14 protein-coding genes are annotated in these 19,938 nt (G+C 65.2%); 6 read left to right on the forward strand and 8 right to left on the reverse strand.

Annotated elements, in window-relative coordinates:
- The first annotated feature begins 5 nt into the window (after positions 1–5).
- Positions 6–461 (forward strand): Lrp/AsnC family transcriptional regulator, encoded by a 456-nt coding sequence (locus tag CIT40_RS05290; protein WP_094894746.1) that lies wholly within the window; start codon positions 6–8, stop codon positions 459–461.
- A 113-nt stretch (positions 462–574) separates the two neighbouring features.
- Here CIT40_RS05290 and CIT40_RS05295 read toward each other — a convergent pair whose 3' ends face one another.
- From CIT40_RS05295 to CIT40_RS05305, 3 genes are read right to left on the reverse strand one after another with little or no spacing between them, the layout of a single operon-like run.
- On the reverse strand, positions 575–1,360 hold the full coding sequence (locus CIT40_RS05295) for a fumarylacetoacetate hydrolase family protein (protein WP_094894748.1): 786 nt from the start codon (positions 1,358–1,360) through the stop codon (positions 575–577).
- A 15-nt stretch (positions 1,361–1,375) separates the two neighbouring features.
- On the reverse strand, positions 1,376–2,743 hold the full coding sequence (locus tag CIT40_RS05300) for an LLM class flavin-dependent oxidoreductase (RefSeq protein ID WP_094894750.1): 1,368 nt from the start codon (positions 2,741–2,743) through the stop codon (positions 1,376–1,378).
- Between the two features lie 21 nt (positions 2,744–2,764).
- Entirely contained in the window at positions 2,765–3,817 is a 1,053-nt protein-coding gene (locus tag CIT40_RS05305; protein ID WP_094895145.1) for an Ldh family oxidoreductase, read from the reverse strand.
- Positions 3,818–4,115: 298 nt separating this feature from the next.
- Between CIT40_RS05305 and CIT40_RS05310 the strand changes: the two genes are divergently transcribed.
- Positions 4,116–8,231 carry a sensor domain-containing phosphodiesterase gene (locus CIT40_RS05310; protein ID WP_094894752.1) on the forward strand — a complete coding sequence of 1,372 codons (4,116 nt, stop codon included), beginning with the start codon at positions 4,116–4,118 and terminating at the stop codon, positions 8,229–8,231.
- A 54-nt stretch (positions 8,232–8,285) separates the two neighbouring features.
- Here CIT40_RS05310 and galE read toward each other — a convergent pair whose 3' ends face one another.
- The 4 genes from galE to CIT40_RS05330 form a co-directional block, all read right to left on the reverse strand.
- Complete coding sequence (gene galE, locus CIT40_RS05315; RefSeq protein WP_094894754.1) at positions 8,286–9,278, reverse strand: UDP-glucose 4-epimerase GalE; 993 nt, start codon at positions 9,276–9,278, stop codon at positions 8,286–8,288.
- Positions 9,279–9,289: 11 nt separating this feature from the next.
- Entirely contained in the window at positions 9,290–10,093 is an 804-nt protein-coding gene (locus CIT40_RS05320; protein WP_094894756.1) for a WecB/TagA/CpsF family glycosyltransferase, read from the reverse strand.
- Positions 10,086–12,455: an exopolysaccharide transport family protein gene (locus CIT40_RS05325; protein ID WP_094894758.1), complete on the reverse strand. Its 2,370-nt coding sequence runs from the start codon at positions 12,453–12,455 to the stop codon at positions 10,086–10,088. Before CIT40_RS05325 ends, CIT40_RS05320 begins: the two co-directional genes overlap by 8 nt.
- A 291-nt stretch (positions 12,456–12,746) precedes the next feature.
- Positions 12,747–13,547: a class I SAM-dependent methyltransferase gene (locus tag CIT40_RS05330; RefSeq protein WP_094894760.1), complete on the reverse strand. Its 801-nt coding sequence runs from the start codon at positions 13,545–13,547 to the stop codon at positions 12,747–12,749.
- Positions 13,548–13,933: 386 nt separating this feature from the next.
- Between CIT40_RS05330 and CIT40_RS05335 the strand changes: the two genes are divergently transcribed.
- On the forward strand, positions 13,934–14,962 hold the full coding sequence (locus tag CIT40_RS05335) for a glycosyltransferase family 2 protein (protein ID WP_094895146.1): 1,029 nt from the start codon (positions 13,934–13,936) through the stop codon (positions 14,960–14,962).
- Positions 14,963–14,965: 3 nt separating this feature from the next.
- On the opposite strand, the gene CIT40_RS05340 is transcribed toward CIT40_RS05335, so the two are convergent.
- The gene (locus tag CIT40_RS05340; RefSeq protein WP_162307358.1) at positions 14,966–15,958 is read right to left on the reverse strand and encodes a glycosyltransferase; all 993 of its coding nucleotides are present in this window, start codon (positions 15,956–15,958) and stop codon (positions 14,966–14,968) included.
- A gap of 245 nt (positions 15,959–16,203) precedes the next feature.
- On the opposite strand from CIT40_RS05340, the gene CIT40_RS05345 reads away from it, so the two are divergent.
- From CIT40_RS05345 to CIT40_RS05355, 3 genes are all read left to right on the forward strand, one after another.
- Positions 16,204–17,304, forward strand: coding sequence for a glycosyltransferase (locus CIT40_RS05345; RefSeq protein ID WP_094895148.1), 1,101 nt, complete (start codon positions 16,204–16,206; stop codon positions 17,302–17,304).
- Positions 17,305–17,307: 3 nt separating this feature from the next.
- Positions 17,308–18,660 carry an O-antigen ligase family protein gene (locus CIT40_RS05350; RefSeq protein ID WP_094894762.1) on the forward strand — a complete coding sequence of 451 codons (1,353 nt, stop codon included), beginning with the start codon at positions 17,308–17,310 and terminating at the stop codon, positions 18,658–18,660.
- Between the two features lie 101 nt (positions 18,661–18,761).
- Complete coding sequence (locus tag CIT40_RS05355) at positions 18,762–19,907, forward strand: GNAT family N-acetyltransferase (protein WP_162307359.1); 1,146 nt, start codon at positions 18,762–18,764, stop codon at positions 19,905–19,907.
- Positions 19,908–19,938: the final 31 nt, after the last annotated feature.

A 19,938-nucleotide genomic window follows, 5' to 3' on the forward strand; every position in this document is an offset into this window, starting at 1 on the left:
TTTCCATGATTGAAGACCAGGACGTGCGGATTCTCGCTCATCTTCAGAAGGATGGGCGTGCCACCAACCAGCAACTGGCGGACGAGGTCGGCATGTCCACCTCTGCCTGCTGGCGCAGGGTGCGTGCGCTGGAGGAAGCCGGCATCATCCAGGGCTACGCCGCGCTGGTTTCGCGTGAGCAGGCGGGCTTTGCGATGTCGGCGATCCTCCACGTCTCGCTGGAGCGGCACGACGCCAAATTCGTCGACGAATTCGTTGCGCGGGTGACCAAGCGGCGCGAGGTGCTGGAGTGCTTTGCGACCACGGGCGATGCCGATTATCATTTGCGCGTCGTCGTGCAGGACATGGCGGCCTACAACAAATTCCTCGACGAGTTCATGTTCCGCATCCCCGGCATCCGCCATGTCCGCAGCAACGTGGTGTTGAAGGAGATCAAGTCGAGCGTGGCGCTGCCGTTTTGAGTGGCTTGCACCACTGCCGTAGGTGGGCAAAGGCGCACAGCGCCGTGCCCACCATCTTTCAATCGCAAACGCGGTGGGCACGCTTCGCTTTGCCCACCCTACGGCACCGTTGCTTACTGTCCCTCCCGCACAAACCTGTTCCGCAACGTCCCGACCCCCGTGATCTCGATTTCCACGACGTCACCATGCTTGATGTCGGGCGAGGCACCGTCCGTGCCCATCCAGATCACGTCGCCGGGCCATAGCGTAAAATACTTGGTCAGCTCCACCAGGAACGGCACCACGCCGAAGATCATGTCGGCGGTCGCGAAGCGGTTGGTTTCCGTGCCGTTGACCCGGACGATCGTTTCCATTTTCTCGAGATCGGCTTCGGTCTCGATCCACGGCCCCATCGGCTTGAACGTGTCGGCGTTCTTCGAGCGCCACAGGCTGCGGTCGGCCTTTTGCCAGCTGCGCTCGCTGACGTCGTTGCCGATGGTGTAGCCGAACACGCAATCCATCGCGTTCGCTCCGGTGAGGTGCTTCATCTTCTTGCCGATGACGACGACGAGCTCGCCTTCGTAGTGGATCTTCTCCGTCGCAAAGGACGGGATCACCACGTCCTCGCCATGTGCGATCAGCGCGTTCTGGGCGCGATAGCCGATCTCGGGCCTGTCAGGGACGGCCGGCACTTCGCCGCGCTTGTCAGCGGCCTCCTTCAGGTGCTTCAGATAGTTCAGGCCGACGCAATAGAAGGTGCGCGGGATCAGCGGCAGCTCGATCCTGACGTCGCCAAGCGGATGCGTGCGCGAGCTGCGTTGCCATTCGCCGAAGGGATCGCCGTCGACCGCAATGACCTTGTCGCCCTCGATAATCCCCCAGGACGTCTTGCCCGAGGCGGTGAATTTCAGCCAGCGCATGTTCTATCCTTGCCATCATTCCGCAGCATCGCGCGGCTGCACCTTCCAGGCACCGGCCGCCGGACGCTTGAGCCCCAGGTTTTCCCGCAATGTCTTGCCGGCATAGTCCTTCTGGAACAGGCCGCGGCGCTGCAGCTCCGGCACGACATGCTGGACGAAATCGGCGTAGGAGCCGGGCACGTAGGTCGCGGCGATGACAAAGCCGTCGCAGCCGCGCTCGACGAACATTTCCTCGAGCCTGTCCGCGATCTCCCTGGGGCCGCCGACCATGGCGTCCTGCACCTGGCCGCGGCCGGAGAAGGTGACGAAGTCGCGCGCGCTCGGATTGCTCTTGCCCGAATTCTTCAGCACGCCGTCGCGGATGCCCAGGATGCCCTGCATGCTCTTCAACTCGTCCGTCGTGAGCGGCTCGTCGAGATCCTTGGAGGCGAAATCATAATTGAGCGCTTCGGCAAGCAGCGACAGTGCGTCGATCTGCAACGGCAGCTTGTTGATCAGCGCCATCTTGTCTTCGGCCTCGGCTTTGGTGGCAGCGCAGACCGGCGTCGTCAAATTGCAGAGGAACATCTCATCAGGGTCGCGACCGGCCTTGGCGGCTTCGTTGCGCACGGACGCGTAGCCGTCCTTGGCGCCTTGAAGGTTGCGCGCGGCGGTGAAGATCACCTCGCCCCACCGCCCGGCAAAGCGCTGGCCCCGGCCCGATGCCCCGGCCTGGATGATCACGGGATGGCCTTGCTGCGAACGCGGCACGGTGAACGGCCCGCGCGACTTGAAGGCAGGTCCCTTGTGATCGAGCCGCTTCACCTTGGCGGGATCGGCAAAACGGCCGCTTTGCTTGTCCATGATGAGGGCGCCGTCCTCCCAGGTGTCCCAATGACCGAGCACGACTTCCATGAACTCGTCGGCCTTGTCGTAGCGGGAATCGTGTTCTGGGTGAGAGTCGCGTCCCATGTTGAGGGCTTCACCGTCATTCAGCGAGGTGACGACGTTCCAGCCCGCGCGTCCCCCCGACATCAGATCGAGCGTCGCGAAGCGGCGAGCGACGTCGAACGGCTCGTAGTAAGTGGTCGAGCAGGTTGCTCCCAGGCCGAGCTTGTCGGTGACCATGCCCATCGTGGTCAGCACGATCAACGGATCCATCTTCACGCAGCGGATGCCGTATTCGACGGTATGGGCGTGATCGTTGCCGTAGCGGTCCGGCATCGCCAGGCGATCGTCGAAGAAGGCCATGTGGAACTTGCCGGCTTCGAGAATCCTGGCGATCTCCTGATAATAGTCCGCCGACATCGAATCGGCGCGCGAGTCCGGATGCCGCCAGGAGCTCGGCAGATTGGTGCAATTCTGCGCCTGGAGGAAGCCGACCAGGACCATCTGTCTCGTCATGCTGCTGTTCTCCTGATGCCGTCAGGCCAGATCGAGGACGGTGTCGAGCCTGTATTCCCGCGCCAGCGCGCGCAGCTTTTCCCAGGTGGCATCCTCGATCTCGATGCCGTCGCGGAGACGCTGCTGCTCGCGCAGGCCTTCGATCTCGCCGGGATAGAACACGCCCTTGCTGCCTTCGGACGGCGGTGTCGATTTCAGATAATGCGCGAACTCGGCGACCTCGCGCTTGAACTGCTGCAGCGGCCGGAAGGCGGCGACGTTGAACACCGCCATGAAGCAGCCGTCGTTGTGCCGCCCGGTCGGCTCGACGCCGAAGCCGAGGCCGGTGAGCAGGCCACAGAGCACCTCGACCATGGCGGCGAGGCCGCTGCCCTTGTAGCCCTCGGTGCCGCCGAGCGGCAGCAGCGCGCCGCCCTTGCGGTATTGCGTCGGGTCGGTGGTGTGCCGTCCGTCGGCATCGATGATCCAGCCCGTCGGGATTTCTTCTCCGCGCGCGACCGCGAGCTGGATCTTGCCGGCCGCCACCGCCGAAGTCGCCATATCCAGGTAGAACGGCGCGTCGAGATCGGACGGCACCGCGATCGAGATCGGGTTGGTGCCGAGCCGTGCCTCCTTGCCGCCGAACGGGGCGACATGTTTCGGCGAGCGCCCGGAGTCCGCCGTGGCAATCCCGATCATGCCTGCGCGCATCGCCATCAAGGGGTAGGCGGCGAGGCGGCCGACATGGCTTTGCCGGAACACGGTGCAGGCCGCGACATTCGCCGTCCTGGCCTTCTCGATCGTCAGCGCCATCGCCTTGGCGTTGACGTGGAAACCGAAGCCCCAATGGCCGTCGATCACGGTCGTGGTCGGCGATTCCTGGACGATGGTCCATTTGGCGCCGGGAACGATGTGGCCGACCTTGATGCGATCGATATAGGTGGGAACGGCGATCACGCCGTGGGAATCGTGGCCGGCCAGATTGGCGTTGACGCAGCCGGCCGCGACGGCGTCGGCCTCTTCCTCGGAGGCGCCGGCGGCGCGGAGCAGGGCGGCGCTGACGCGCGTGAGGCGATCGGCCGTGACGATCGGCATGGCGTTTCCCCGGAGGTCCTTGCCCTTGGCGGGCATTGATAGTTGGAGGCCATCGTCTCAAAGCGCAGCTGCGATATCAATCTCTCGTAAACCAATACAGGGCTGCAAATTCGCAAAGAGGCCGCGCCTCTCGCTGAGGATTCGTTCCGTGCGACGGTATTTTCGATGGTTTTGCCCGGGTCATTCGCAGCTCGTTCACTTTGATCGATTGTTTGCAGCGCGCGATAACGACCACTTAGGCGATGGCCCCTCATAAAGTTACCCGGGACAAATAGGCAGAATGCCCGGGAGTTGAGATGTGTCGACGACACTCGCGCGCACCTTTGCGGCGTTGAGCGCCATTAACGAAGCGATCCTTTACGCGAAATCGCCGGACGAGCTGTACCAGAGGGTCTGCGACGCCGGGTTTTCGAGTGGGGATTTCTTGGCCGTTGCCGTGTTCCTGGTGGGGCAGGACGGCGGACGGCTTCGTTTTGCGGCGGGCTGCGGCGACGACGCCGCGCGTCTGCGTTCCATCATGATTTCCACGGAAGCCGGCAGGCCCGAAGGGGCTGGCGTCGGGGGCGAGGCGTTTCGCGATCAGAAGCTGTGCATCAGCAACGATTATCTGAACGATCCGCGCTCGCTGGCCTGGCGCGAGGGGGCGGCTGCGGCTGGCGTAGGCGCGGTCGCTGCGCTGCCACTGCTCTGCGACGGCAAATGTGTCGGAGTGCTGTTGGTGACCCGCAGCGATCCGAATTCGCTGAGCGACCAGATGGTGTCGCTGTTCGAGCGCATGTCGGCCAACATTTCCTATGCGCTGGACAATTTCGCGCGTGAGACCGCGCGGCAGACCAGCGAGCGGACGGCGCGGCGGCTCAACCGGATGTACGGCGCCATCAGCGCCACCAACGAGGCCATCCTGCGCGCCAAGACCGAGCAGGAGCTGTATCAACTCGTGTGCGACGCCTCCGTCCACGGAGGGAAGTCGCTCGCGACCTTCATCTTGCTGAAGGAACAGGATTCCGATTGGCTGAAACCTGTCGCCGGCACGGGCAAGAATCTGGAATTGGTCGCTCAGGCCCGGTACTCCACCGATCCGGACAGTCCCTATGGCCGCGGCATCTCAGGTGAAGTGTTTCGCTCGCAAAAGCCATGCCTGGAGGACGATCTGCCCCGCCGCACCAAGGGCACGCCCTGGGAGCAAGCCAACGTCAACACTGGCGTCGCAGCCTGTGTCGCTGCTCCCCTGATCAAGCATGGGCAAAGCGTCGGCGTCATGCTGTCCTTCATCAGCAGCTCGTGGGCCAAGGACGAAGAAGTCGTCGCGCTGATGTTTCGGATGGCGGAAAACGTCTCGTTCGCAATCGAGAATTTCGACCGCGAGTCCGAGAAGGCCAAAATCACCGCCGAAGAGGAGCGGCTGGCGCGCATGTATGCGGCGCTCAGCGCCACCAATGAGGCGATCCTGCGGGCGCGGTCCCGCGCAGAACTGTTCGATCTCGTCTGCGAGGCGACGGCAAAGGGTGCCAAGTTCACGTCGGCCAACATCGCCATGGTCGACCGTGACGCCGAGCTGCTGCGTGTCGTCGCCTGCTACGGGCCGAACGCTGACCAGGTTCGTAACTTCAAGTTCTCGATCTCCGAGGATGTGCCGGAGGGGCGCGGACTGACGGGTACGGCGTTCCGCACGCGCCAGCCCGCCGTCAGCAACGACGTGCTCGCCGACGAACGCATCGCGCCGTGGCATGCCAGCGCGCGCCGCAACGGAATAGCGTCCTCCGCGGCCCTGCCGCTCTTCAACGGCGATCAGGTCGAGGGCGTGTTCCTGTTCAACTCGCCGGAATGCGGCACGTTCACACCCGAATTCGTCGAGCTGCTGCGCAAGCTGCAGGCCAATGTCGCCTTTGCGCTGGAGGGCTTCGACCGCGCGGAGGAGCGGGCGCGGGCAGACAAGCTGCGCAACCGCCTGAGCGGAATGTTCGAAGCGCTGAGCGCAACCAACGAAGCGATCATGCGAGCCAAGACGCGCGAAGACCTGTTCGAGGCGGCGTGCAAGGCGGCCGTCCTCGGTGACGTGTTCGCGTCGGCCACGATCGGCATCATCGACAAGGAACAGGAGCTGGTTCGCGTTGTCGCGGTGAAGGGGCGGCTCCAGCAGCAAATGGTTGGACGGACCTGCATCATTTCCGTCGACCATCCCGAAGGCCATGGGATCATCGGCACCTCGCTCCGGGCCCGCCGGCCCAGCGTCCTGAACGACTATCTGAACGAGCCGCGATCGGCCTATTGGCGGACCAGGGCGGTCGAGGATGGAACGCGGGCCGCCGCCTGCTTTCCGCTTCTGAAAGCAGGCCAGGAACCGATCGGCATTCTGCTTTTCCTCGCACCCGAGGCGAACACGTTCACGCCAGATCTGGTCGAACTGCTCGGGCGCCTTGCCGAAAACGTCTCCTTCGCCCTCGACAATTTCGAGCGTGCCGAGGAAAAGGCCGGCACCGAGGCGCAGAAGGAACGCCTGACGCGCATGTTCGCCTCCCTGAGCGCGACCAACGAGGCGATCATGCGCGCGAAGTCGCGCGCCGAAATGTTCGAACTCGTGTGTCATGCGGTATCGAACGGCGCCAAGTTCACCTCGACCACGATCGCGCTGGCCAGGCCCGGCACGGACCAGCTGGAAATCGTCGCTGCCGCCGGGCCGTCCGCCGATACGACGCGCAACGTCCGTCTCTCCGTCGATCCGGAGCGGCCCGAAGGACGCGGAATGAGCGGCACCGCGTTCCGAACGCGCCGACCCTGCATCAGCAACGACTACCTCAACGACGATCGTGTCCGTGCCTTCCACGCCGTCGTGCGCGGCGACGGCGCGCGATCGGGGGCGGCATTTCCGCTCGTCACGCACGACCAGGCTGTCGGCGTCATGATTTACATGTCGACCGAGGCCGGATCCTTCACGGACGAGTTCGTCGAATTGCTGCAGCGCCTGGCCGACAACGTCTCCTTTGCGATGGAGAATTTCGATCGCGCCGACGCCAAGAACGAGGCGGACGAGCGGATCGAATATCTGGCTTCGCATGACAGCCTGACCGATCTTCCAAATCGCGAGACCTTCAACGGGCTCCTGCGGGAAGCGATCGACACGGCGGAACGCCATGATCATCGCTTCGCGGTGCTGTTCATCGATCTCGACCGCTTCAAGGTCATCAACGATTCGCTCGGCCATGAGGCCGGCGACCTGCTCCTGCTCGAAGTCGCCAACCGCTTGCGCGGCGCGCTTCGGGAAAGCGATGTGGTGGCGCGACTCGGCGGCGACGAGTTCGTGGTGATCCTCGACCGGTGCGGCGAGATCGGCGACGTCCAGCGCATCGCGACCGGGCTGCTCGCGGCACTCGCCGAGCCCATGGAGCTGGCCGGACACGAGTGCCACACCACGGCCTCGATCGGTATCGCGATGTATCCGGCCAACGGCTCCGACGCGCAGACCTTGACCAAGAACGCCGACATGGCGATGTACCTGGCCAAGGAGGACGGCAAGAACGGCTACCGCTTCTTCTCCAAGGAAGTGACGACGCAGTCGATCGAGCGGCTGTCGCTGGAGAGCGCGCTGCGCCGCGCGCTGGAGCGCGAGCAGTTTTCGCTGAACTACCAGCCCAAGGTCGACATGGCGACCGGCCAGATCACCGGCGTGGAAGCCCTGCTGCGCTGGGCGCATCCCGATCTCGGCAACATCTCGCCGGCTCAGTTCATCCCGCTCGCGGAGGAGACCGGCCTGATCGTGCCGATCGGCCGCTGGGTGCTGAGGGAAGCCTGCGCGCAGGCCATGGCGTGGCAGCGCCGCGGCCTGCTGCCGTTGTCGATGGCGGTCAATTTGTCGCCGAGGCAGTTCGCCGACGAGCATCTGTTGCAGGACGTCGACGAGGCGTTGGCGGCCAGCGGCATGTCGCCGGTGCTGCTCCAGCTCGAAGTCACCGAGAGCATGATGATGCGCAATGTCGGCCGCGCGCTCAAGGTGCTCGATGCCATCCAGAGTCGCGGCATCCGCCTCGCCATCGACGATTTCGGCACCGGCTATTCGTCGATGTCGCTGATGAAGCACTTCCCGATCGACACCATCAAGATCGACCGCTCCTTCGTGCGCGACCTGCCGCAGGATTCGGAGGACCAGGCGATCGCGCAGGCCATCATCAGCATGGGCAAGGCGCTCGGCATGACCGTGGTCGCCGAAGGCGTCGAGAACGCCGAGCAGGAGGCATTCCTGCGCACCCATGGCTGCGACGAGATGCAGGGCTTCCTGATCTCGAAACCGCTGCCGGCCAGGCAGATGGCCGAGCTGCTGCGGCCGATGGTCCTGCCGATTGCCCCGCCGCTCCAGCCGGAGCTGGACGTTGCCGCCACGGAAGCCGCGGCGTCACGACTGAAGCGCGCTGTCGTCTGACGGCCGCGGGTGCAGTCCGCTGCCGCTGGAGCAAGACGCGGGCGCCTTGATCGGCTAACGCTGCCTGAACGGATGCGCCTTCTGGTGCCAGGCCCAGGCGGTACGGATGACGGTAGCCAGGTCGGAATGGCCAGGCACGAAGTTCAGCACCTTTCTCGCCGCAGAAGGATCCGCGACCAGATAAGTGGGATCGCCGGCGCGGCGCGGCTTGACGGTGTGCGGCACTTCGCGGCCGGTCTCCTGCCTGATCGCGTTCAGGATCTCGCGCACGGAAAAGCCGGCGCCGGTGCCGAGATTGAAGCTGCCGCCGGCATGCCCGCCCTCCAGGAGCTTCAGGGCCGCGACATGCGCCGCGGCGAGGTCGGTGACGTGGATATAGTCGCGGATCGCAGTTCCATCGGGCGTGTCGTAGTCGTCGCCGAACACCGCGAAGTCGACATGGCCCTGCAGCGCCATCATGGCGCGGGGAATGAGGTGGGTTTCATTGTCGCGCAGCTCGCCGATGCCGCCTGAGGGATCGGCGCCGCTGGCGTTGAAATAGCGCAGGCAGAACGCGCCGAAGCCGTAGGCCGAGCGGTAATCGGCGAGCAACCGCTCGATCATCAATTTCGATGCGCCGTAGGGATTGATCGGCATGCAGGGAAAGTCTTCTGGCAGCTCCTTGGAATCGGCATTGCCGTAGACGGCGCCGGTCGAGGAGAACACGATGCGCCGGCAGTTTGCGTTGCGCATCGCCTGCAACAGCGACAGCGTGCCTTGCACGTTGTTGATGTAGTATTTCTGCGGATCGACCATGGACTCGCCGACCAGGCTCGCCGCGGCGAAATGCATCACCGCCGTGATCTCATGGTCGGCGAAGGCGCGCGCCAGCGCCGTGCCGTCGAGCAGATCGCCCGTCACCAGCGGGCCGGCAACGAAGCTGCGATGACCTGTCGAGAGATTGTCATAAACGACGGGCTGGTAGCCGGCGGCGGTCAATGCGCGGCAGGCATGCGAGCCAATATAGCCCGCGCCCCCAGTGACGAGGACGGTCGGTCGGTCGGTCATGTCTTCTTCTCTTAGCGGAGGGGTTTATTGCGGCTGAAGAGAAGATAGAGCGCGCGGGGGTTGGTGGTCAAATAGCGCCAGAACAGCCGGCGCGGCTCGAGCAGGGTGCGCCAGACCCATTCGAGTCCGATCTTCTGCATCCATCGCGGCGCGCGGGAACGGCTGCCCGACAAGAAGTTGAACAGGCCGCCCGATGTCTTGATCACGCCAACATTGGTCAGGTGCGGCGTGAATTGCTCCACGAATGCCTGCTCGTTGGGCACGCCGAGCGCGACCCACAGATAGTCCGGCGCCAGCGCGTTGATCTCCTCGACCTTGGCGCGCAGCGCCTCGCCTCGCAGATAGCCGTGGCTGTGTCCGACGATCTTGAGGTCCGGATACATCTTCTGGACGTTGGCGACGGCCACGATGTTTTCGGCCTCGCTGGCGCCTAACATGTAGAAGGTGCGGCCCACCGCCTCCGCCTTGCGCGCGACGACGTGGAACAGGTCCGTGGTCGCGACGCGCTCGGGCAGCGGAAACCATGATTGCAGCCGCGAGGCCGCCACCAGCGGCTGGCCGTCGGCGTTGATCAGGTCGGCGGCGCGGAACAGGCGCTCGGTCTGCGGCTCCGTCGAGCAGCGCGCAAGCACCTCGCCATTGGCCGAGGTCAGGAACAAGGGGCGGCCGATGCGATTGTCGGGATCGGTCGCCTCGATCATGAAATCGGCGGTCGCTTCCAGATCGATCGCGGCCATGCGCAGGCCGCCGACGGTGATGCGCGGCACCTCGGCCGTTGCTGCCCGTCCGTCGATGTTGACGCGGCGCTCAAGCATATTGTCTGCTCCGCTGGCGCGTTTGGAGTGCCGGGGTGAGCTCGTCGAGCACGACGCCGACGAGCTTGCGCTCGGCGCGGCCCAGCGCGGTTAGGATCTCTTCCAGGCTGTCGTTGATGTCGAGGCTGGTCGGCAGCACCACCACCAGCGCGTCGGTGTCGTCGAGAAGCTTGCGGCCGCCGGCCGAGAGCGGCATCGCGGGGCCGTCGAGGATCACGAGGTCATAGCCGCCTGCGGCGCGCGCCTGCGCAATCGCCTTGCGGATCGCGTCGGCAGCCTTGCCGGCGTCACCTTCGCCGACCGGCAGCACTGAAACGCCGTTGACAGTCTTGATCTCGCGGGCGGCCTTGCTGCCGATCGAGAGCCAGCCGAGCCGGCTCGGCTCGCTCTTGCCGGGGCGGCTGACCTTGTTCGAGAGCGCGTGGGCCTGATGGTCGGCATCGATCATCAGCACGCGGACGCCGTCGCGTGCCGCCGCAAGCGCGAAATTCAGCGCGCTCACGCTGCGCCCGCTGGTCTCGCCGGTGCCAACGATCGCGATGACCGGCATCGCCTTGTCGCCGGCGCGCCGGGCCACGGCAGAGCGCATGTCGCGCCAGGCGTTGAGCAGTTTCGTCAGGGGAAAGCCGGGCCGCAATGTCGGCCAGCCCAGCCGGGTGAGGTCGACGCCGCCGCCGGTGGCAAGAATGGCTCCGAGCGTGTGGATGACGTCGGCCTCCTGGAGCCGCGCGATCAGCGGCTTTTCGATCAGGGGCTTTTCGACCATCGCAGGCTGCAGCGATGGCGCGGCAAGTTCGGGCAGGTCCTGCGCCACTTCCGGAAGGGACGAAACCTGGGGAGGCTGCGGCGCTTCCGGAGCCGGCAATACCTCGGGAGTGCGCGTCCTCTCCGGCGCCGGCTTGGCCGCGCGGCGCACTGGTCCGGGCGCCGTCGCGCCGACGAGCAGCAGTTCGGCCGCGGCAAACCAGCTCGACGCCGCGAGCGCGCCGAAGATGAAGCCGATCATGGCAAACATGCTCATGGCGGGCGGGAACGAGCGCCGCTGCGGCACTGTCGCCTCGCCGATGATGCGGGCCGCCGAGGTGTTCAGCGTCTCCTGCTCCTCGGTCTCGCGCGAGCGCTTGAGGAAGGATTGATAGACGTCGCGGCTGGCATCGGCTTCGCGCTCGAGCTCGCGCAGGCGGACGGCGGCCTGGCTGAGCTGCACGCTCTGCCGCTTCTGCGCTTCCATCGCCCGGTTGAGCGAGGCCTCATAATCGCGGGCGCGCGTCAGATCGTTCTTGGCCGACTGGGCGAAGCGGTCGATCTCCTCGCTGATGGTGCGCTTGAGATCCTCGACCTGCTTCTCGGTCTGGCGCAGCGCCGGATGGCGCGGCCCGAGTTCGCCGGCCAGCTCGGCATATTTCTTGCGCGCATCGGCATATTGCGCGCGCAGGTTCGCGATCGTCGGCGATTGCAGCGCTTCCGTGTTCGCGCCGGCATCGGCGGCGGTACGGCGGCTCGCCTCGATCTGGTCGAGCCGCGCCTGCGCATCCATCGTCGCCGCGCGGGCCGCGGAAAGCCGTTGGTTGCTTGCGGAGAGCTGCTGATCGCTGATCAGCGCGTCCTGGGTGCCGACGAAATTGTTCTGGGCCTTGTAGGTGGCGAGCGTGGTCTCGGCATTGCGCAGCCGCTCGCGCAGCTCCTTGAGGCGGCCGGAGAGATCGTTGGTGGCGCGCCGTGCGGCCGAAGCCTGCGAGTTGCGGGATTCGGCGAGGTAGGCATCGGTCAGCGTGTTGGCGAGCATTGCCGCTTTCGCCGGGTCCGTCGACCAGACCTCGATGTCGACGATGAAGCTCTTCTCGGTCTTGCGGATCGTGATGTGCCGGTTCAGCGCCTCGAGCGCCGCAAGCTGCACTTCCTTGTTGTCCGCAGCGGAGGGCGCGCGGGGGTGCAGGCCGATCAGCCCGAGCACCGAAGACATCAGGCTCTGGCCGTCACCGCCGCCGCCGAATTCCGGGTCCTTGTCGAGACCCGCCTGCTGGATCACCTTGAGCAGCACGCTGTTGGAGGTGATCAGCCGCGCCTGGCTCTCCACCACCATGGACATGCCGGAGACGTCCTGCGCGCGCGGCGTGAGCTCACGATCGACGAGCTGAAGCTCGCGCGGATCGACATAGAGCTGGGCGGTGGCGGTGTAGCGTGGCGTCAGGCTCTTGCCCACGGTGACGGCAAGCGTTGCGCCGAGCAGGGCAGCCGCGGCAATCGCGATCTTGCGCCGCCAGAGCAAATTGGCGAGCTCCAGCACGTTGAAGCCGGCCTGAGACTTCTGTTGCGAGGGCTCGGGTCTCGCCCGATCTATCGGCTGACTATAGTCAAGCATGATCCCCAGCTTTCATTCCAAGTGCCGCAGGCTGAGGGGTTACTCTTCGCTCTACGCCATGCACCCGGGATATAGGTGCCCAATCAACGCAACAGGGAAAATTAACCATACTCATTGAGGGACTATTCAACGAAATGGCAAACAAAGCGTTTAAGCGCTCGCCACTCCGCGGTGCGTCCTCGTGACGCCAGCGATGCCGGGGCTCCCGGGAGATTAACGGTTCGTTACCGCGCACGGCATGGCCGCGAGGCTCCGCCTGTTCTGCAATGGGCCGCGCGCGCGTCATGATGCTCAGCTTTTCCGCAGGATGACGTGATAGTCGCCGCGACGGACGTCGGTCCCACGCGACAACATGGTATTCAGCACGGCCGCGCCGGCGTCCACGAGCGCCGCGAACAGCGGCTTGCGCCGGCGCATCTCGGGATAGCGCGGGCTCTCGACCTCACGGCGGTAGATCATCTCCAGGCCGTTGGCGGTCGCGAAGGCTTCGAGCCGGGGCAGCGTCACCAGCGGATGGAAGAAGGTCGGAAACGGCGGCTCGCCGGGCAGGCCGGCATCCTTGATGCCGCGGATGTGCCGGTAGAACCAGACGTGAAACCAGTGCGGCGAATATTTGGTGACGATGCCGGACAGTGAGCGGGGATTGGGCGCGCCGATCAGGATCAGCCCGCCGCGCTTGAGCGCATCGCGAAAGTTCAGCAGCGCGGCGTCGACATGGGGCAGATGCTCGATCACGTTGTAGCAGATCACCAGGTCGAAGGTCTCGCGTCCGAAACGGTAGGTCTGCACGTCGCCGAGGATCGCCTCATCCGCATAGGTGTTGTTGCGGACCTGGTCCTCGTCGATATCGACGACGGTGACCTTGCTGCGGCCAGGCAATTCCGGCGGCAGGACGCTGCACGAGCCGCCGCCGGCTTCATAGATGGCGAGCTGGCCTTGTGGCAGTTCGCGCCGCAGCACGTCGTGAACGGCGAGCAGGCTGTCGCGCGCTTCGCCGGGGACGAGATCGTGCAACGCCTGGACGGGTGCAGCGGCCGCGGGGATCTGGATCGCCGTGGCTGTCGCGAAATCGATCGTGGCTGGCTTGTTCATTGTTCTGGACCGCGCTTGTTCTATTCAAATTTACAGGAAAAATATCGCGAGCCCGAAGAGCAAATCGGATGCCGCGACGTCTCACCGGTTGCAGTGCTTTCGGTCGGGTTAAAGCGCATAGGCATTAACTACGGCATTGTTCATGTTGGACCGTTGCCTGCGCAATGGACCGCGAATTGCAGTATCACGCGCGGCAGGTTCGGCGCCGGAAAACACGGGAACAAGGTAAAGTGCAGCGCATGGCCGGAGATTACGGTTTTGCGTCGGCGAGCGTCGGCCGGCTCGGCGTTCGTTTTGGGACGCATCTGTCCCGCGACGATGTGTCGACGCGGGACGTTTCGAATGAAGCAGGGCTTTTTCAACATATCTCGGACATTGAGAGCGTCATGACATTGATCCCGACAGACCTGTCTGCCGCGCGTATCTCGGATGCCGTGCGCGATCCCAACCGGGAGATCGTGGCGAGCTCCGGGGTCATCGACCTGTCGGTCGGTATCGTGGTCTGCATTCCCTGCTTCCGCCGTCCGCAGCATCTGCGGCTGACGCTGGACTCTCTAGCGAACCAGCGGACCCCGCGTTCCTTTGCCGTCGTCATGGTCGAGAACGATGCCACGCAGCGCGAGAGCGCGCCGGTCGCCGCGGAATATCTGGCAGCCGGCAGGTTGCAGGGCGTCTGTCTGGTCGAGAAGCGGCAGGGCAATTGCCAGGCGATCAACGCTGCGTTCGAGACGGCGCAGGCGCTGTTTCCTGCCGCGACCCGCTTCCTGATGATCGACGACGACGAGATCGCATCGCCCGACTGGCTCGAGCTGATGGTACGCACCGCGGAGGCGACCGGCGCCGATGTGGTCGGCGGTCCGGTGCTGCCTGACTTCGATGACGACAGCAAGCCCTGGCTGTCGCGTCATCCCGCCTTCTGTCCCGCCTACGACTATTCCGGCGCGGTGCCGCTGATCTATGGCTGCGGCAATTGTCTGATCACGCGGTCCGCCTTCGAGCGGTTCGAGCGTCCCGCCTTCGACCTGCGCTTCAATTTCCTCGGCGGCGGCGATTGCGATTTCTTTGTGCGGTGCCGTGATGCCGGCATGATCTTCCACTGGACGGCGGAGGCGGTCATCACCGAGACCGTGCCGCAGAGCCGCACCAGCCTCGGCTGGATCGCCAAGCGCGGCCTGCGCATCGGCGCGATCAATTATAGTGTGCAGCACAAGGCCGCGCGGACCACGTCGGCGCGGGCGCGGGTGTTCGCGCAGATGCTCGGGCGACTGCCGCTCTCGCTGGTTCGGTCCGCAGGCCTGCTGACGTCGTCGAAGGCCGTGGTGGCAATGCATCCCGTGATGGTCGCGATAGGCTCCATGCTCGCGGCCTTTGGCTTTGCGCCCAAGCCCTACGAGGCCTCGAAGATCGTGTCGTGACGATCAGATACCGAAGCGGGCGAGGGCGGTCCTGGCCGCGGCGCGCGGCAACGCCTTGAGCGAGCGCCGGCCGACCATTCCGAGATAGAAAAAGGCTTGGCGATACCGGCCGAAGCGAACCGCCTGCATCGCTGAGTAAGTGATGAGGTGAAGTTCGGCGGCGAGGCGCAGTCCGGCCGCGGTGCCCTCGGGCAGGCGTGCCAGGATCAGCCCGTCGTCGAACACCCGCGCGATGGCCGGAAAGAAATCCTTCGGCGTCCGCACCGCGGCGTTCATGGTGTTGGCGGTGTGCAGGCGATAATCGAGCAGCAGTTTCGGCGCGAATTCGAACTCGCCGATCGCTGCCAGGCGGCACCAGCAATGCCAATCCTCGCAATATCTGAGCGAGGTGTCGAAACCGCCGATGGCCCGGAAGGCTTCTGCGCGTGCGAGCGCGATGCCGCCGTTGACGATGAAATTGCCGGCGGCGAGCCGCGTCAGCACGTCGCCGGACGGCTTCCGGCGCCCCTTCAGCAGGCCGCGTCGGCCGATCTGGTGTCCCTCGCTGTCGATCGTGTTGTAATCGCCATAGACGAGCACCGCCCGCGGAGCCCCGCGTGCCGCCGCGAGCAATGACGCCACTGCGCCACGGCGAAGGCGGTCGTCGGCATCGAGGAAGAGCAGCCAGTCGCCGCGGGCATATCGTGCACCGAGATTGCGCGCCGCCGATACGCCGGCGGAATCATTGGTGATCAGGCGCAGCCGCGGATCGCGAATGCCTCGGACGATGGCGGCGGTGTTGTCGGTCGACCCGTCGTCCACGACGATCACCTCGCCCACCTCGCTTTGCGCCAGTGCGCTGGCGAGGGTTTCGCCGACATAGGCAGCGACGTTCTTGGCGGGAATGACGACCGACACCGACCAGGTCGAGCTCGATGGCAGCGGCTGGCGTGCCGCCGGAACGAGACGTGTGGTGGCCGGCAAATCGAGAACGTCTTCGGCGGTGATCTGAGCCACGGCTCGCCTTTAAGAGTCTGTTAACCAGGGCGCATCTGCCGAAGCGACGATGCGATCGATCGCAACATCGGCAGGCTCCGCGAATGATACTCGCAGTACAGTCGGATCGTTGACGGGAACGTGTGCGCGGCGCGGGTTTCGTCAGTTAGCGTTAAGCCGCTGGCATTAAGCCTGACGTAAATTTGCAAGAGTGCGACAGCCGGTCTCATGCGAGAATGCGCTACCTGCTGCCGCGGATGGATCCAGTGCCCGCTAAGACGTTCGAACACGACCCCGATGCGATGATCCTCAACCTCTTCTACGAGGACAAGGACGATCGCTGGTTCCCCGGCGACCGGCATCTGCGGCGCGTCGCGCGCCGCCTGCTGCTCGGCGAGCCGCGCATGAGCGGCCAGCTTCGCGTGTTCCTCAATCTCTGTGCGGGACTCGACCGGCTCGGCATCCGCTACCGCGTCAACGATTACGGCTACATCGCGCAGCATCCCGAAGAGCTCGCCTGCATCATCGGCCGCACCTTCCTGCTCGACAAGTTCACGTGGAAGAACCCGATCCTGCTCGGCGTCGCCGCGCACAATCATCCGCTCGACGACCCCGATCTGTTCAAGCGCCTGCCGGTGAAGAAGGTCGTGGTGCCCGGCCCCTGGTACGTCGACATGTACCGGCCGTATTGGCCCGAAACGGAGGCCTGGCCGGTCGGCATCGACACCGATCTGTGGGCGCCGTCGCACGCGTCTCGGAAGACGGTCGATGTGCTGATCTACGACAAGGTCCATTGGGACCGCGAGCGCTATGCGCCGGAGCTGATCGAACTCGTCCATGCCCGCCTGCGCAAGGAGGGCCGCTCCTTCACTGAGCTGCGCTATGGCAGCTACAAGGAGGAAGAATATCAGGAAGCGCTGGCGCGTTCGCGCGCGATGATCTTCCTGTGCCAGAACGAGAGCCAGGGCATCGCCTATCAGCAGGCCTTGTCGTGCGGCGTGCCGGTTTTCGCCTGGGATCCGGGCGGCCCGTGGCGGGACCCCGATTACTATCCGCACCGCGTGCAGTTCGCGCCGGTGTCGTCGGTGCCGTATTGGGACGAGCGCTGCGGGGCCAAGTTCATCGACGTCGCGGGCTTCGAGGCGGGGTGGGAAAGTTTCTGGGAAGGATGTGCCGCGGGCGTGTTCGATCCGCGCGGCTATGTCCTGGACAGTCTCACGCTGGAGCAACGCGCGCTGCAATATTACGAGATCGCGCGCAGCATCGTGCGCCGACCGGCGGCGCAGACGCCCGAAAGGCCCGGCGATGAACGTTCAACGGGGCTGAGCCCGGAGCTGGAGCTTCACCGGCGTCAGCAGGTGCCTTGATCCATGGACCGCAGCGCCGCCGACATGACCGACCTCGGGGCCCGATCGCTGGGCCGTGCCTTCCGTGACGGCCTTGCGGAGCTGAATGCCGTGCAGGCGGCTCGTTGCCTCGTCGCCGTCGGGGCGCTGCTGCTGGTGCTGGTGACGCTCGATCCCTTCCCGGACCTGCGCAATCCCGATGTCGCCGCCGTCGTCGGCGGACGGATGGCGCTGGCCTATGTGGCCTGGGGGCTGCTCGCTGCGGTCGCGGTGCTGCTGGTGGCCACCACGGATGCGCCCGCCCTGAAGACGCTGGTGACACCGCTTCACCTCTGCCTCTTGGGCTGGCTGGTGATCAACATCGCCCTCTCCGAGAGCCGCGGCGTCTCGCTCCAGCGCTTCGTGCTCGCCGCCAGCGTAACATCGCTCGCCGTCCTGCTGCCATTGCTGCCGCCGACGCAGCGCAGCTTCAATTTGTGCCTGGGCGGAGCTGCGCTGGTGCTGCTCGCGCTGTGCTATCTCGGCGTCTTCCTCGCGCCGCATTATTCGATCCACACCGCGCTCGATATCGGCGAGCCGCAGCTTGCCGGCGACTGGCGCGGCAGTTTCGGGCACAAGAATATCGCCTCGCCCGTGATGACCATCCTGGTCTATGTCGGCATCTACCTGACCGCCGTCGGCTCGTTCGTGATGGGCCCCGCGATCGCAGCGCTCGCCGGCATCTTCCTGATCTTCACCGGCGGCAAGACGTCGTCGGTGCTCTGCCTTGCGATCTACGCGCTGGCATCGCTGGTCTATGTCACTCCCGGCCTGTGGCTGAAGCGGATCATCTGCTTCGTGCCGCTGATCGTGATGAATCTGCTGACGGTCGGCAGCGTCTTGAGCTCGGCCTTGGGCGCGATGACGCGCCTGCTGCCGCTCGATCCGACCTTCACCGGCCGCTCCGCGATCTGGGAGTTTGCGCTGGCAGCCGTCGCTGAGAAGCCGGTCACCGGCCACGGTTATGCGGCTTTCTGGGACGACGTCACGGCGCGGCAGACGGCGCAGGGCGCCGAATGGGCGACGTCGGCGGCGCACAGCCACAACAGCTATCTCGACCTCGCGGTCACCATCGGCCTGCCGGGGCTGCTGCTCGTGATCCTCGTCTTCGTGCTCGCACCGCTCGGCAATTTCCAGTCAGCCCAGGCTCATAGTCGCAGCAGAGCGCTGGCAAAGCTGTTCCTGGCCGTTTGGCTGTTCGGCCTGTATTACGGCGCGACCGAGACCTTCCTGCTCGAACGGCAAAACCCCATCTGGTTCATGTTCGCGCTCGCGGTGGCCGGCCTGCATTTCCTGGCCAGGTTCCAATGCGTCGAGCAGACGGAACCGGCGCCATGAGAGTTCTCGCGTCTGTTGGCAGTGGCAATAGCTTAACGATAAGCCGGTCTGCGACAAAACATGATCTATCCGGAAGCACCCAGGAATCGTATTCCGCGCCGATGTCGGTTGTCGGCGTCGAGCAATTGGATGGTCTTGTGTCCGGCACCTCGGACATCGCGATCGATTTCGTGCGTGACTGGCGGCAGGCCGCGTCGCGCCTGAATGCCGGGCATCGCACTGCCTTTCAGCATGGCTACTGGCTCGAGGCCTGGTACCAGGCCTTCGATGACGTCGCGCCGTTGATTGCCGTGATCTCCGATGCCGCCACCGGCAAGGATATCGCGGTGGTGCCGATGATCAGCCATGTCAGGCGCGGCATCCGCATCGTCGAATTCGCCGATCTCGGCGTCTCCGACAACAATGCGCCGATCCTTGCGCTCGATGCCGCGTTGGACGCCACCGCAAGGGATGCGATCGGCGGGGCCCTGGTCGAGGCGTTGCGCGCCTTGCCGGACCGCTTCGATCTGCTGCGGCTGCGGAAGATGCCGGCCGAGGTCGGCGGCAGGGCAAATCCGCTGGTGTCGCTCGGGCGGATTGGATCCTCCTCGCTGAACGGCAATGTCGTGTTGATGGGCGACGACTACGCGGACTATCAGGCCTCGATCAAGCGCATGCAGATGCCGCGTTGCTGGCGCGTCTTCAGCCGGCACCAAGGCGCGCGGTTCGAGATCGCCGCGGACGTTGCGCGCGCGCACGAGATGCTCGACGTGATGGATGTGCAGCAGCAGACGCGCATGCGCCAGCTCGGCTCGCGGTTCATCCTCAACGATCAAACTCATGCGCGATTCTATCGCGAGGTCGCCAGGCGGGGCGTCGCGGAAGGCTATGCCGTCGTCACGGCGCTCGTCTGCGACGAGGGCACCGTCGCCACCGCGTTCGGCGTCAGATCCGGCACGACCTATTACCTCCTGCGCATCAGCCACGCCGGCAATTCATGGTCGAGCTGCTCGCCGGGGCTGCTCGTCACCGAGCGCACGATGGCGACGCTGCACGCCGAGGGCGTGCGCCGTTTCGACCTCAGCATCGGCAATCAGGACTACAAGCGGCGCTTCGGTGCCAAGAGGGTCCCGCTGACCGATGTCAGCGTCGCGCTGTCCTGGCGCGGCGCTCCCTTTGCGTGGCGCGATCATGCCGCGCAGGGCCTGCGCCGCCATCCCGCGCTCGCCGCCCTTGCGGCGCGAGCCATGGGCAAGGAAATGCGCTGAAGCGGCATTCCCGAACGGGAATGCCGCCCAC

Source organism: Bradyrhizobium amphicarpaeae (genome assembly GCF_002266435.3).
In the GTDB taxonomy this organism is placed as follows: domain Bacteria; phylum Pseudomonadota; class Alphaproteobacteria; order Rhizobiales; family Xanthobacteraceae; genus Bradyrhizobium; species Bradyrhizobium amphicarpaeae.